Raw genomic sequence first — 14,927 nt, 5'->3', positions numbered from 1 at the left:
GGCGGGGAGCGCGGCTACACCAGTCGGGTGCCGCCGCTCTCGTTGACGCAGCTGAGCCTCGCTGGGGTCACGAGCGTGGTGGGGGTGCTCGGGACCGACGGGACCACGCGGACGATGCGAGAGCTGGTCGCGCGGACCTATGCGCTGCGCGAGGAGGGGGTGAGCGCGTGGTGTTGGACGGGCAACTACGAGCTCCCGGTCAGGACCCTGACGGGGTCGGTCCGCGATGACATGGTGTTCGTCGATCCGATCATCGGCGTCGGTGAGCTGGCGATCAGCGATCACCGATCCTCGCAGCCGAGCTTTGACGAGTTCTTGCGGGTCGCCGCCGACGTGCACGTTGGCGGGATGCTCAGCGGCAAGGCGGGGGTGCTGCACCTGCACCTGGGCGACGGCGGGCGCGGGCTCGATCTGGTTCGGCGCGCGCTCGACCACAGCGAGCTGCCGGCCCGCGTGTTTCATCCGACCCACCTCAACCGCAACCTGGAGCTGTTCGCCGAGGCCCAGGCGCTGGTTCGCGATCGGGGGTCGCACGCGCCGACGATCGACGTCACGGCGTTCCCAGCTGACGACGTTGGCGACGGACTCAGCGCCGCTGATGCGATCGCGGCGTGGAACCAAGCCGGGCTGCCGCTCGACCACCTGACTTGCTCGTCGGACGGCGGCGGCTGCATGCCCCACTTCGATCACCACGGGCAGCTCGACGGCTATGGCGTCGGTCAGTGCGCGACCTTGCTCGACACGATCCGCGCCGGCCGCCGGGTCCACGGTCTCGACCTCGAACAGCTGCTACCGCTGTTCACCTGTAACGTCGCGCGGCTGCTAAGGCTGCGCGGGAAGGGGGAGCTGACTGTCGGTGCTGACGCGGACCTTCTGATCCTTCACGATCGCGAAGATCAGTCGCTTCACCTCGATGCCGTGATCGGACGCGGTGTGTGGCTGGTGCGCGGCGGCGAGGCCGTGGTCGCGGGCCCGTTCGAGCGCTGATCCGGTCCTGGTGCAGGCCGATCTTGGCCAATCTGGACCGATGGGTGCGGCCTGATCCAGCGCTGGCCACACCCCCGGGAGCTTGGTACCAACCAGCCCATGTCCAGCGTCCGCGCTTCCCACATCCTGCTCATGTACAAGGGCTCGTCCCGCTCGTCGGCGACCCGCAGCAAGGCCGAGGCCGAGCAGCAGATCAACGAGCTCAAGACCAAGCTCGACGCCGGATCCGACTTCGCCGGGCTCGCCCGCGAGCACTCGGACTGCCCGTCCAGCGCCAAGGGGGGAGATCTCGGCCAGTTTGGGCGCGGTCAGATGGTGCCGGCGTTCGAGCAGGCCGCGTTCTCCATGGAGGTTGGCGGCATCAGCGGTGTGGTGGAGACCGACTTCGGCTACCACCTCATCACCCGCACGGCCTAGAGCGCTCTAGGCAGCTCCGCGCGTGCCATCGCCGCATGCGCGGATGGTTTCGCAGGTGGGCCAGAAACGTGGCCCACGCCGTCGCCACCCGCGGGCTTGTCCGCCGCCCTCGCATGGGCGACACCTCGGCTCGCGCATCGGTGCCAACGCCGACGGCGAAGAGCCAACGTGTCCCCCGCCAAGGTCCAAGACAACCACCGCCGTGGCTACATCGTGCCGGTCGGCGGCGCCGAAGACAAAGACAGCGACCCGGTGATCCTCCGGCGCTTCGTCGAGATCTCGGGTGACGAGCACGCTCGCATCGCCGTGATCCCGACCGCCTCGCGCCTCGATGACACCGGGGCCCGCTACGAGCGGATCTTTCGCGAGCTCGGGGCCGCCGACGCGCTCGCGCTCGACTACAAGCGCCGCGAGGACGCCGACAACCCGAAGTGGCTCGAATACCTGCACGGTGCCACGGGCGTGTTCTTGACCGGCGGCAACCAGCTGCGGATCTCCACGATCCTCGGCGGTACCGACGTCGCCCGGGCGATCCGCAGCGTCAACGCAACCGGCGTCTCGGTCGGCGGCACCTCGGCCGGCGCCGCGATCCTCTCCGAGCACATGATCGCGTTCGGCAAGTCCGGCGCGACGCCTCGCGCGGGCATGGTCTCACTCGCCCCCGGGTTCGGCCTGACCAACCGCATCGTCATCGATCAGCACTTCCGCCAGCGCGATCGCATTGGCCGCCTCCTGGCCGCCCTGGCCTACAACCCGTTCGCTGTCGGCATTGGCCTGGATGAAGACACGGCCGCGTTCATCGACGGCGACGACACCCTCGAGGTGTTCGGGAGCGGTGCGATCACGGTGGTCGACGCCAGCAAGCTCGAGCACAGCTCAATGGGCTCGGCCGCGCACGGCGACACGATCTGCATGACCGGGATCCGGCTGCACATCCTCAACCAGGGCGGCCGTTTCAACCTCCACACCCGCGCCGCGACACCTCCGTTGTCTTAAACCCGTTGTCATAAACCCCCGCGGACAGCTTGGCAGTTCGCCGAATGCAGCCGCTGGCGCGTCTGGTCGCTTCGCTCCTCGGGGCCGTTTGTTCGCGTGGGTATGTGTGGCCCCCTAGCAGGGGGCTCGTCTCGTCGCTGACGGGCATCTTCGGGGTTTGCCGAACGCCGCTGCACCCAGGCAGAAAACCCGCCCGAGCGCACGGGAGAGGCATATGCTCGGGCCTCCCTCCAGGTCCCCGATGAAGATCCTCGAGCAACGCATCTACCGTGGCCCCAACCTCTACGCCCACTTCCCGGTGATCCGGCTGCGCCTCGATCTCGGCCAGCTCGAGCGCTGGCCGAGCGCGAAGATCCCCGGCTTCGCCGACGCGCTGCTCGCCGCGATCCCCAGTCTGGATGAGCATGGCTGCTCGTACGGCGGCGCGGGTGGGTTCTTGCGGCGGCTGCGGGAAGACGAGGGGACCTGGCTCGGCCACGTGCTCGAGCATGTGGCGATCGAGATCCAGAACCTCGCGGGCGCGGACGTCAGCTTCGGCAAGACCCGCGGGGCCGGGGCCGAGGGCGAGTACCACGTGGTCTATCAGTACGAGGAAGAGCGGGTCGGCGAGGCCGCGGGCAACCTGGCGCTGCGGCTGCTGCACTCGCTGATCCCGGCGTCGCTGGAGCTCGACGACATCCCCGACGTCAGCGACCTCGACTTCAGCGAGGAGCTCGACGAGCTGATCGGCATGGCCCAGCGGCGGCAGCTCGGGCCGTCGACGGCCTCGCTGGTGCGCGCGGCCGAGGCCCGCGACATCCCGTGGCTGCGGCTCAACGATCACTCGCTCGTGCAGTTCGGCCACGCGCGCTATCAAAAGCGGATCCAGGCCACGGTCACGTCGGAGACCCGGCACATCGCGGTCGAGATCGCGTCGGACAAGGAAGAGACCAACCAGATCCTCGCGGACCTCGGGCTGCCGGTCCCGCGCCAGTACCTCGTGCGCGACCCAGAGCGGGCGGCGACGGTCGCCGAGCGGCTCGGCTACCCGGTCGTCGTCAAGCCGCTCAACGCCAACCATGGCCGCGGGGTGTCGATCAACCTCAGCGACGGCGAGGCGGTCCGGGTCGCGTTCGAGAAGGCCCGCGAGCACTCGCGCACGGTCATCGTCGAGACCTACATCGCCGGGTTCGATCACCGCATGCTGGTCATCGACGGCAAGCTGATCGCGGTCGCCAAGCGCGTGCCGGGTCACGTCGTTGGCGACGGCGAGCGGACCGTCGCGCAGCTGGTCGAGCTGGTCAACGCGGATCCGCGCCGCGGGATCGGCCACGAGAAGGTGCTGACCCGGATCGAGATCGACCATCAGGCCCGGCGCCTGCTCGAGGCCAGCGGCATGACCGAAGAGTCGGTGATCCCCGCGGGCGAGGTGTTCTACCTGCGCTCGACCGGCAACCTGTCGACCGGCGGCACCGCGATCGACATGACCAGCGTGGTGCACCCCGACAACCGCGAGATGGCCCAGCGGGCCGCGTCGGCGATCGGGCTCGACGTCGCCGGGATCGACTTCATCACGACCGACGTCTCGCGCTCGTACCGGGAGGTCGGCGGGGGGATCTGCGAGGTCAACGCGGCGCCGGGGTTTCGCATGCACGTGGCCCCGACCGAGGGCACCCCGCGCGACGTCGCCGGCCCGGTGATCGACATGCTGTTCCCGCCCGGCACGCCGGCCCGGATCCCGATCGCCTCGATCACCGGGACCAACGGCAAGACCACGGCGAGCCGCATGGTCGCGCACATCCTCAAGATGTCGGGCAAGACGGTCGGCCTGTGCACGACCGACGGCGTGTACATCGACGGCGAACGGACCGTCAGCGGTGACATGACCGGCCCGGTCTCGGCCCAGATGGTGCTGCGCGATCCCACGGTCGACGCCGCGGTGCTCGAGACCGCTCGCGGCGGGCTGCTGCGCTCGGGCCTGGGCTACCGGTCCAACAACGTGGGCGCGGTGCTCAACGTCAGCGCCGATCACCTCGGGCTCGGCGGCGTCGAGACCGTCGAGCAGCTCGCCGAGCTCAAGCGGATCGTCGTCGAGGTCAGCCGCGACTGCGCGGTGCTCAACGCCGACGATCAGCACTGCCTCGAGATGGCCGACTACTCCAAGGCCAAGCGCATCGCCTACGTGACCCAAAACCCCAAGCACGAGCTGGTCCGCGAGCACATCCGCGCGGGCGGGGCCGCGGTGGTGCTCGAGGAGGGCATCAACGGGCAGATGATCACGCTCTACGACAAGGGCAGTCACATCCCGTTGCTGTGGACCCACCTGATCCCGGCCACGCTCGAGGGCAAGGCGATCTTCAACGTCCAAAACGCGATGTTCGCCGCGTTGATCGCCTGGGTCATGGACGTGAAGGTCGACAACATTCGGGTCGGGCTGCGGACCTTCGACACGACCTTTTTTCAGGCCCCGGGTCGGCTCAACGTGTTCGACGAGCTGCCCTTCAAGGTGATCCTGGACTACGGCCACAACCCGGCGGCCGTGGCCGCGATGGCCGAGACGGCCAAGCGTATGGATGTCGGCGGGCGGCGGCTGTGCGTGCTCGCGGCGCCCGGTGATCGGCGCGACGAAGACATCCGCGGGATCGCCGTGGCCGCGGCCACGGCGTTCGACGAGTTCGTGCTGCGCCGCGACGACTCGCTGCGCGGACGCGAGGCCCACGAGGTCCCCGCGATCCTGCGCGCGGCGCTGCTCGAGGCGGGGGTCTCGCCCGACGCGATCACGGTCATCGAGGACGAGCAGGCCGCGGTCACGGCCGCGCTCGAGCTGGCAGAGCCCAAGGATCTGTTGGTGATCTTCGGCGACAACATCACTCGGTGTTGGAAGCAGATCATCCACTTCGGGGCCGGCGACGGCCGCTCGGCGGACCCGGCCGCGATCGTCGATGGGATCGGCAACCTCGCGCCCGCGCTGGCGCCCGAGCTGGTCTCGGGCCTGGGCACCGGGCCGCACCCGATCGTGTCGGCCGAGCAAGCGGCGAGCGAGCTGGCCGACCAGGTCGAGCCGGTTCGCGATGATCGTCCGCTGACGATCGGCAGCCACAAGGACGTGATCGTCGATGAGCGCGGCGTCCGGATCGCGCGCGAGGAGAGCGACTGAGTGACCCGTGCTGTCGAAGTCGTCGACTCGCGCCGGCTGACTGGCCCCAACATCCATGCGCGCTCGCCCGGCGCCGTGATCGAGCTGCGGTTTGGCGCCGACGTGGAGGTCGACGGCTTCATCGCGCGCTGGCGTGACGCCCTGACGCGGGGTCTCGCGACCCTCGGCTGGACGGCCCAGCTGCACGTGCGCCGATTCGAAGATCTCGACGGTGGGCAGGGGGCTGAGCTGTGGTTTCGCGCCGAGGTCGATCGTCTGTACGCGGCGACCGAGCTCAACGATTGGGCGGTGGCGCAGGCCGAGGCGGACCCCGCTGACTCGGCGGACCCGGATCCCGAGCTGGCGCGGCTCGGGGCGCTCGCCAAGCTCGAGCAAGATCAACGTCGCGGCGTGCTCGAGCTGATCGCCGCGGCGCAGGACCGCGGCGTTCCATGGTTGCTCGACGACGACGAGCTCTCGCTCGGGTACTTTGGCGGCAGCGAGTCGTGGCCGCTCGGCGAGCTGCCGGGGCCCGAGCGGGTCGACTGGTCAGGGGTCCGGGCCGGACCGGTCGCGTTGATCACGGGCACCAACGGCAAGACCACGACCACCCGGCTGCTCGCGCGGATCGTCAGCAAGCAGGGCTTGCGCGTCGGCAACACCTCGACCGACGGGCTGTACGTGCACGAGCAGCTGGTCGAGCCTGGCGACTGGACCGGCCCCGGCGGGGCCCGGGCGGTGCTGCGCAACCCTGCGATCGACCTCGCGCTGCTCGAGGCCGCACGCGGCGGGCTGCTGCGGCGAGGCGCGGGGGTCAACAGCTGCCGGGTCGCGGTCATCACCAACGTCGCTCAGGATCACCTCGGCGAGTACGGGGTGTTTGATCTCGAGACCATGGCCGCGGCCAAGGGGATCGTCGCGACGATCGTCGAGCCCGAGGGGCGGGTGGTGCTCGGGGCCGAGTGCCCGGCCGTGGTCACCTGGGCGCACGGTCGCGAGCTGCCAGCGCCGATCGTGTGGTTCTCGACCGACCCCGACAACCCAACTCTGCGCGGGGCGCTGGCCGTGGGTGGCGAGGTCTGGACCGTGCTCGACGGCCAGCTGTGTCGGCTGCAGGACGCCGAGATCGTGCCGCTGTGTGGCGTCGACGAGCTGCCGCTGAGCCTCGGTGGTCTCGCCCGGCACAACGTCCAGAACGCGCTCGCGGCCGCGGCTGCCGCTCGTGGCCTCGGGATCGATGACGCGGCGATCGTCGCGGGGCTGCGGGAGTTCGGCGCTTCAGCCCAGGACAACCCCGGGCGCGCGCGCCTGTGGATCGCGGACAACCGGCCCTCGCTGTTGCTGGACTTCGCCCACAACCTCGCAGGGGTCGCCGCGATCGCCGAGCTCGTGCGCGGGTTGGGGGAGCAGGCGGGCACCCAGGTGTGCTTTGGCATGCCCGGTGATCGCAGCGACGCCGAGCTGCGCGCGATCGGGGCCGCGCTGGCTGACTTCGCGCCGCGGCGGGTGATCCTGCGCGAGCTGCCGGACTACCTGCGCGGGCGCGAGCTCGGGGTGATCCCACCCTTGCTCGAGCAGGGCCTGCGCGAGGGCGGCTATCGAGGCGCGATCACCCACGCCGCCGACGAGGTCGCCTCGCTCGACGCGGCCGTGCAGGACGCGGCCGCGGGCGAGCTGATCGTGGTGCTGGTCCACACCGAGCGCGAGCCTGTCGACGCGTGGCTGCGTGAGCATGGCTGGCGGCCGGGTCCGTGAACTACCGGTGACCTACTGGTGGCCCGGCTGCAGCGGCTGGTCGAGGGTTCCCAGGTCGACGAACGCGCCGTCCTTCATGATCACGTAGACCCGATCCTCGAAGCGCAGATCGCCGAGACCGTCGCTCTGGACGATCTGCAGCTTGCCCATGCCGTAGCCCATCGGACCGCGCGAGTAGTAGTTGGCCTCGAACCGGTACGGAAACGCGGAGGGCTTGCCCGAGATCGTGAAGCACTCGGGCCCGTAGCCGGTCGTCACGTCGGCGTAGAGCAGGCCGCCGGACGGCAGCGTGCGATCCGAGTAGTACGCGTGACCGCCCCGCCCGTCGTGGATGTGAAAGTCCACGTCGTTGGCGTCGGTCTCCCAGGTCATCACGAAGCGCAGGGTCCGCCCGCTCGGCATCACGCCCCCCGCGGCGCGGACCCGGGCCTCGATCTCGGCTTTGCGGAGCGGCTCCGCCTTGATCAACGCCGAGGCGATCAGCCCGAGGTCCTCGTCGAGGATCCGATCGACCCCGTCGAACCGACCCGAGGGATAGTCGCGGGTGGCCCCAGCTTCGATCGCCGCGAGCGCGGGCTCGAGCTGGCCCTGACGCAGCAGCGCGTAGGCGTGCAGGCGGTGGCTGGCCGGGTGATCCGGCCGCTGGGCCACGGCCTGCGCGTAGGTGTCGGCCGCGAGCTGCATGCCTGCCTCGCCCAGACGCTCGAGTCGCGCGCCCGCGTAGCGGCGCAGATCAGCCCGCGCCGGGAACAGGTCGATGATCGATCCGTAGGCACGGGCGGCCGCGCGTGGCCGACCCAGGGCCTCGAGCGCCTCACCGACGGCGAGCAGCGCGAGCACGTCCCCGGGGCTCTCGTCGCTCCACGCCAGCGCAGCGCTCAGCGCTGCTTCATGCTTGCCCGCGCTGATCAGCGCCATGACGTCGAACAGCTTGCCGGAGTAGGGGCTGTCCTCGTAGCGCTTGGCCTCGTCGGCCTCGGCCGCGAGCCGCAGACGCTCGCGCTCGGCCGCCTCGGCCGCGATCCGGCGCTGCTCGAGCTCCTCGGGAGTCTGCGGGGGTGGTGGGGGCTCGTCGTCGTTCGGCGCCTCGCCGTCACCCGGACTGAGGATGAACGGATAGGTGACCCTGACCACGCCGCCGCCTCGGGGCTTGGGGAACCGCCAGCGCTCCACGGCCGACGCGATGCACCTGGACACGGTCCTGTCGGTCAGCGTCGACGCTTGATCCACGCTAGAGCTGCTGACGCTGCCCATGTCGTCGATGACGAAGTTGATCGCCACGCGACCTTGCAAGCTGGGATCGCGGCTCAGTCCGGCGTTGTAGCAAGACCGGACCTCGTTGATGTGAGCGCGGACGATCCGACGGACGATGTCCCTGTCGAGCGAGCCGAGCACCTCGGCGGCGGCTTGGCGGACGATCGGAACCCTCGCGCCGCGACCCCCAAACCCGGCGCCCGAGCCCCGACCGTAGCCGGATCCCGAGCCGCCCCCGCCGCCGCGGCCGATCAACCCGGTGTTGCCGAGCCCGATCGTGCCTTCACCAGTCCCACCGCCCCCGCGACCGGTGCCGACCAGGCCGAGCCCGCCGACGCCGTAGGCCTCGCCGATCTCTGAGCCTTCGAGCTCGGCCCATTGGTCGTCGTCTGGCGCGGCTTTCTCTTCCATGGGGGCCTCCATGGCGGCTGACGGCCCCCGCATGGAGAACAGGCGCGAGTCGGTCCCGCCCGGCCGGCCCATCTGGCCCTCCTCGCCGCGGTGCCGCTGGCCCTGGCCGCCGCCATCCTCCTCGCTCGCTTCGTCGTCCCAGTTCTCGAGCTCAGCCTCGTTCTCGGCCTGCTCGGCTTGTTGGTCGGCGAGCCACAGCTCGTCGCGATGGGACGCGACCACCCCCACGTTGCCGCCGACATCGCCGACGGTCAGGATGTCTGCCAGCGCCTTGCGATCGATCTCGAAGCGCGCGTAGTCCTGTTCGGTCTCCAGCACCAACAGCGCCGTGAACTCGCTGACGACTCGATGGGTCGTCGACAGCCGCACGATCTCGCGCTGAAGCTCGTCGCGCAGCAGCTTGTCCGAGGGGGAGTCGCCCAGCTGCGAGCGCTGCACGGTCGTCGCGTCGATCCGGGCGCCGACCCAGGCCCGCTCGAGCAGCGGCTTGGACACGGTTGTCAGCTCGACCGGCGCCTCGAGGCTGTGGGCGCCGCCGTCGAGGCGCACGCGCATGCCCATGTCCTTGGGCAGCTTGGCGTAGACGAGGACCTCGTCGCCCGGCTGCACGCCGTCGAGCTTGGTCGGCCAGCTCCACTCGGCGCCGGGCACCGTCACCGTGATCCCCGAGGCGGTCGCCTGCGCGAGGCGTGACGCCAAGGAGGTGGTTGGCGTGCGGGCATCGAGGACCACGCCATCGCGGGCCAGGCCAGCGGTGGTCATCCCTGCCAGCACGTCGCGATCTTGCAGCCCCCCGTCGATCACCGCGTCGAGCCGCTCGACGCCGGCCTCTCCCAGCGCGCGGACAGCTGTCTGCAGCGCCCCGAGCTCGGTCTCGCCGGCCGTCGCGATGCCGTCGCTGACCAGCAGCACCCGCTTGGTCCCGCCGACCTCGGCCAGTCGCTCGAGCGCGTGGGTCAGATCCGACGCGCCCATCGCCCGTCCGGCGTAGATCGTCTCGAGCTGCTTGCTGCCAAACCCACTGGCGGGCCCGTCGTAGACCAGCGCGAGGTCCTGGTCGAAGCTCATCACCCGCAGGCGAAACTCGTGGTTGGCCCGCAGCTGCCCGACCAGCGCGTGCAGGCGGTGCAGCTGACCGGCGAAGCCCAACGCTCGCGACGCGCTGGTGTCGAACAAGATCGTCAGCTCGTCGATCGGGTCGGGCGGCAGATCCCCGACCGCGGCCACCCGCGCGAGCACCAGCTGATCGTGGCGGATCCCGACCGCCGCGGCCGGTCGGGTCGACGCGACCTCGAGGTTCTTGTCGGGCACGAAGTCGGTCTTGTGCACGACGATCTTCTCGTGGGACGAGGACTCACCGCCCAGCGAGGTCGCCGCGGCGCCGCTCGGCCGGTCGATGACGATCTCGACGTCGAGCTCCTCGAGCTTGGGCAGGCCCTCGAGCACCATCCGGTAGGGCTCGCGCGAGTCGCCGAGCTCCTGCGAGTACGAGATGATCAGCTCCTTGCGGGCGTTCGCTGGGATCGGAAACACGCGCGCGGCGAAGCGATTGCCGGCTTGCTTCTCGAGCAGCGCCGGATCCTGCTTGCGGTGCAGGAAGTCTTCGTAGGCCCGGCGCGCGGCCTGACGCTCGACGACCTCGCCCTCTTGCCAGTGCGAGTCGATCTTCATGGCGAAGCGCGAGATCGAGGCGTCGGGCGGCAGGTCGATCTGGAAGTGGCCCTCGATCGTGCGGGCCTCCGGGTTGTCGAACACGAGGTGCAGCTCGGTGAACGCCAGCGGCTCTTGCACGACAGCCCGTGCCGTCAGCGAGACCAGCTCGAGCCCGGTACCATCGCTGGCGGTCAGGCTCAGCGGGGCTTCCTTGGTCTGTGCAGACACAGCTGGGAGCGCGCGCGGGTCGAGGTCACTGGACGTGAACGCGAGCTCGGCTGGCACCTCCGCCGGCTCCTCTCGCGGCTTTGGGTCTGGCTGTCCCTTCGGCGCGCACGCGACCAGCAAGCCACTGAGCATGAAGACCTCGAACCACGGGAGCCAGACCGACGAGCGCATGACACCACGATAGAGCACGCATCTACTCGGTGCTACGCCGAACCTGGCTCGCACGAGTGCGGGGACTCAACCCACCCGGCGAGCTTTGTTGGCGCGGTCGAGGAACTTCGCGGCGGCCCAGTCGTCGGCGATCGGACTTCGGGATCCCTGGCGACACGCGGGACAAAATCGCCGACCCTGAAGCCCGTGGCGGCCGACCGACACAGCTCCCGCGCGGCGGGCAGGCCAGGACAGCTCGTGTTCGCGCTCGCGTGCGTGTGGCTGGCCTGGCGCACGCTCAGCCGGGTCGTGGCGGCCTGGTCGTTCACGACCGACGACGCCTACATCACGCTGCGATACGCCCGGCACCTGTCCGCGGGCGAGGGCCTGGTGTGGAACCTGGGCGAGGCGCCGATCGAGGGCTACTCGAACTTCGTCCACGTGCTGATCGCCGCTGGGTTCGCGGCGCTCGGCGAGCTCGAGGCGACGCCGCTCAAGCTGATCGGCTGCCTTGGCTTGGTCGTGATCGGGTACCTGCAGTGGGCGATCGCGCGACGCTTCATGAGGCCGCTGCCCGCGTTGCTGCCGTTTGCGTTGTACTCGCTGCAGCGCGGCGCGATCTGGTGGTCGGTCAGCGGGCTCGAGACGTCTGTGTATGTCGCCGTGGGTTGTGCGGTGGTGCTGGCGACCCTGCGCGGGCTCGGGTTCGCGCGGGTCTCGCCGGGGACCGACTCGCTCGAGGATGGGCTCGGCCTCGCGCGGGGGCGGCTGCGCCCGGGCGCGCTCGCGCTGGCGGGTGGTCTGTGTGTGCTGGCGTCGCTGCTGCGTCCGGAAGGTCCGTTGCTGGCCCTGGCCGTGGGGCTCGCCGCTGGCGCGCAGCTGGGCTTGGATCGCCGCGCGCTCGGATCGAGCTTCGACGCCCGCAGCTACCGTCGCGCGGCGCTCGGCTTCGTCGGCGTGTTCGTGCCGCTGATGCTGATCTACGCCGGCTGGCGGTTCGCGTATTTTGGCGAGCTGGTCCCCAACACGGTGCGCTGCAAGGCTGGCCACGTCGATCAGTTCGCGTTGCTCGAGGACTACTGGTCGGCGGCGCCGCTGAGCTTGGTGCTGGCGGTGATCTGGCCGCTGCGCCGGGTCGACGCGCGGGTGCTGCTGCCGCTCTCGATCTTGCTGGTGTATGCGATCGCGCTGATCGGGGCGGATCCGTTGATCGGCCACGACCTGCGTCACCTGCTGGCCGCCCACGCGCTGGTGTGCGTGCTCGCGTCCGCGACCGCGCTGCGCCTGGCAGCTTGGGTCGCGCGGGGGGTCGGGCCGCGCTACATCGAGCCTGCGCTGGTGGTGCTGATCTTGGTCGTGGCGACGCCGCTGGGTGGGCTGCCGAGCCACGACGATCTGCGCGGGCGCGCGAGCGGCTATGCGGCGCGAACCCGGGCCCGGGCGGCGCTCGGCGAGCACCTTGGCCGCGCGCTCGGACCGGGTGAGCGCGCGCTGCTTGGTGACGTGGGTGTCGCGGGCTGGACGGGGGACGCCCCGATCATCGACGCGTTCTGTCTCAACAGCGCCGCGCTGGCCAGGCCGCCGCTGCGCGGGGAGCCGGGGCGGCAGGCCGACTGGATCCTCGCCGAGCAGCGCCCTTCGCTGATCGTCGTGCACTCGCGCAGCCCCAAGCAGATCGAGCCGCGTGGGCAGATCTATCGTGAGCTGCTGGCGGATCCGCGGTTCGAGCAAGACTATGTGCAGCAGCGCCGCTTCAACGCCAAGCGGGGCGCGTTTCACTATGTCGTGTTTCGCCGCCGAGACACCGAGCTCAGTGGGCCGCGAGTCGAACCACCGCCGTGAGCACTCCGGCCGCCCCGAGCATCGTCAGCCCGAAGCCAACGGCGCCCACGGCGAACCACACCACCACCGCGGAGCGACGCTGGTCGGACAGCTTGACGTGCAGATGGTGCGGCCGCAGCCACATGTCCCCGGTCGCGTGGCCCTCGGCTCGCAGCGCCCGCCATAGCTTCGCGTGGTAGACGAAGCCTGCGGGGAGCCCGAGACCTGCGCCGAGGGTGCCCACGCCGACGCTGAGCCACAGCAGTGACATTGGGGGGATCATCGCGCTTGCGAGCAGCGCGACGATGATCCCGATGGCGATGACGATCTCGAACACCGGGGGATAGGGTAGCAAGGACCGGCGCGTGGGGTAGGTGCTGGAGCTCTCAGGACCATGACGAGCGGCGGTAGCGATCTTGGACGCCCTCGAGAGCGGGCTGGCCTCGATGTCGCCCGATGTACACAGCCGCATCGCTCAGCCGGGCGGGGCGAAGTGAAGCCCGTTTCCTGGAGTGAGGCCGAGCCGCAACTCCGGCGCGTCCACGGGCGAGGCTGATGCTCCCGGTTGGTCTGAATCCGCACCGAGCTGGCACTCCCGAGCGACTGACGGTCGTGCGACGCACCTGCGCGACCGCGCGTAACCGTTCAGGCCTTCCGAGAATCGACGCGTTGACACCAAACTCAATGAGCCGAACTCGACCTGAAATTGCATCACTGGCGTGATCTGAACTGATGTCGCCACATTCCTCGCTCCATAACCCAGATCAGCTGGAGGCTCCGGGCGAAGAGATCGCCATATTCGGCGCGCGCATCGACATTGCCGAGCACCCGCTGCTCACCCGGGTTTGCCTGTTTGATGGGCTCGGCGGCATGGTCCGCATCGAGATGCAGGTGACACCCGAGGAGGCCGCTCTGGTTGGCAGACGATGCTGTCGGCGAGGGACGGGCAGGCTTCCGCGGGGGCTTCGCCGCAGGCTTCCGCGGAAGCCTCCGACTCGAGCGATGGCGCGGTCGTGGGCTGTTTCATTGGTCTCGAGCCTGCGGGCGTGGGGCCCGGGCCGACCTGGACCTTCCACGACGAAGAGGGCGGCGTGGCGTTCCCGTCGCCCACCACAGGACCTTGGGGTCGTGGTATTCCGATCAGGTAATTGGCTTGACCTGAACAGTTGAATGTGTGCAATGTAGGTATGTCCGATGTCGCTGCATTCCGTCGCTCCATGACCGCAGATCAGCTGGAGGCCCTGGGCGAAGAGATCGCCACATTCGTCGCGCGCATTGACATCGCCGAGCACGCGCTGCTCACCCGCCCACGCCACCGCGGCTCAGCTCGAGCGACTGACTCGGTCCTACCAGCGCAGCGTCGAGCTGTGCAGCGACCCCGGGCGATCTCCCGGGCGAGGACCACGAGCAGCAGCGCGCCGACGCGATCGTCGACGTCGCGCGAGCCTACTTGAAACTCCGCCCACGCACGCTCGGCTCGGGCTACGAGTTGGTCGTCATCACCTCACCGCAGCAACTCGAGGGCGGCTCCGATGGTGTCGGCGGCTTCATGCGGGACGGTACGCCAGTACCTCGCCACGTCGCGCAGATGCTCGCGTGCGACAGCGCCCGGGTCGACGTCGTGGTCGGCGAGCACGGCGAGCTGCTCGACGTCGGCCGCAGCACCCGCACGATTCCATCGGCGATCGGTCGGGCGCTGTGGCTGCGCGATGGCGGCTGCCGGGTGCCGGGATGCAGTCGCAACCAGCACCTGCATGGTCACCATATTCCAGGCTGGGCCGAAGGTGGCCCGACCTCTCTGGCAAACCTGGTGTTGGTGTGCCCCGGCCATCACCGCATGATTCACGAATGCAGCCTGTCTTGCGAAATTCGGGACGGCAAGCTTGTGTTTCTAGATCAGCGCGGACGCGACATTCCTGCCACTCCAGCGTCGGCGGCGACGGGGTATGATCTCGAGGAGCTCGAGCTGTTCCTACGCGAGGCTGATCTGCACATTGACCCAGCCATGACCGCGCCCAAGTGGGACGGCAGGCCAGTGGACTTGGCGGATACCCTGGGATGGTTGTTCATCGCAGAGCAGACGTGCGCCGCGGGGAGCTGCGCGCACGCCTGAGGGCCGCTGTCGCAAAAAATCGAGCCG

At 69.8% G+C, this 14,927-nt stretch carries 9 protein-coding genes; 7 read left to right on the top strand and 2 right to left on the bottom strand.

Going from position 1 to position 14,927, the window contains the following annotated elements; all coding sequences use genetic code 11:
* From iadA to ENSA7_RS05145, 5 genes are all read left to right on the top strand, one after another.
* A partial coding sequence (gene iadA, locus ENSA7_RS05165) for a beta-aspartyl-peptidase (RefSeq protein WP_106088078.1) occupies positions 1 to 987 on the top strand: 987 nt, incomplete at its 5' end.
* Between the two features lie 54 nt (positions 988 to 1,041).
* Complete coding sequence (locus ENSA7_RS05160; RefSeq protein WP_443655649.1) at positions 1,042 to 1,404, top strand: peptidylprolyl isomerase; 363 nt, start codon at positions 1,042 to 1,044, stop codon at positions 1,402 to 1,404.
* Positions 1,405 to 1,572: 168 nt separating this feature from the next.
* Positions 1,573 to 2,400, top strand: coding sequence for a cyanophycinase (locus ENSA7_RS05155; protein WP_106088071.1), 828 nt, complete (start codon positions 1,573 to 1,575; stop codon positions 2,398 to 2,400).
* 241 nt (positions 2,401 to 2,641) lie between these two features.
* Positions 2,642 to 5,536 carry a cyanophycin synthetase gene (gene cphA / locus ENSA7_RS05150; protein ID WP_106088070.1) on the top strand — a complete coding sequence of 965 codons (2,895 nt, stop codon included), beginning with the start codon at positions 2,642 to 2,644 and terminating at the stop codon, positions 5,534 to 5,536.
* Positions 5,537 to 7,270 (top strand): Mur ligase family protein, encoded by a 1,734-nt coding sequence (locus ENSA7_RS05145; protein ID WP_106088069.1) that lies wholly within the window; start codon positions 5,537 to 5,539, stop codon positions 7,268 to 7,270.
* Positions 7,271 to 7,282: 12 nt separating this feature from the next.
* Here the strand turns inward: ENSA7_RS05145 and ENSA7_RS05140 are convergent, their stop codons facing one another.
* The gene (locus ENSA7_RS05140) at positions 7,283 to 10,987 is read right to left on the bottom strand and encodes an AgmX/PglI C-terminal domain-containing protein (RefSeq protein ID WP_106088068.1); all 3,705 of its coding nucleotides are present in this window, start codon (positions 10,985 to 10,987) and stop codon (positions 7,283 to 7,285) included.
* A gap of 186 nt (positions 10,988 to 11,173) precedes the next feature.
* Here ENSA7_RS05140 and ENSA7_RS05135 point away from each other — a divergent pair, with 186 nt between their 5' ends.
* Positions 11,174 to 12,808 (top strand): DUF8728 domain-containing protein, encoded by a 1,635-nt coding sequence (locus ENSA7_RS05135; protein WP_106088067.1) that lies wholly within the window; start codon positions 11,174 to 11,176, stop codon positions 12,806 to 12,808.
* Here the strand turns inward: ENSA7_RS05135 and ENSA7_RS05130 are convergent.
* Entirely contained in the window at positions 12,777 to 13,124 is a 348-nt protein-coding gene (locus tag ENSA7_RS05130; protein WP_146157352.1) for a hypothetical protein, read from the bottom strand. The genes ENSA7_RS05135 and ENSA7_RS05130 overlap by 32 nt on opposite strands.
* Positions 13,125 to 14,237: 1,113 nt before the next feature.
* On the opposite strand from ENSA7_RS05130, the gene ENSA7_RS46070 reads away from it, so the two are divergent.
* Entirely contained in the window at positions 14,238 to 14,900 is a 663-nt protein-coding gene (locus ENSA7_RS46070) for an HNH endonuclease signature motif containing protein (protein WP_106088064.1), read from the top strand.
* Positions 14,901 to 14,927 lie beyond the last annotated feature (27 nt).

It is taken from the genome of Enhygromyxa salina (assembly GCF_002994635.1).
Classification (GTDB): domain Bacteria; phylum Myxococcota_A; class Polyangia; order Nannocystales; family Nannocystaceae; genus Plesiocystis; species Plesiocystis salina_B.
Note: the sequence above shows the minus strand (reverse complement) of the source record. Positions and strands in the feature narration are given on the sequence as shown.

Bases quoted from the DNA above. Each gene is read 5' to 3' on its own strand.
- ENSA7_RS05140 (WP_106088068.1), bottom strand. From the start codon at position 10,987: ATGCGCTCGTCGGTCTGGCTCCCGTGGTTCGAGGTCTTCATGCTCAGT.
- cphA (WP_106088070.1), top strand. From the start codon at position 2,642: ATGAAGATCCTCGAGCAACGCATCTACCGTGGCCCCAACCTCTACGCC.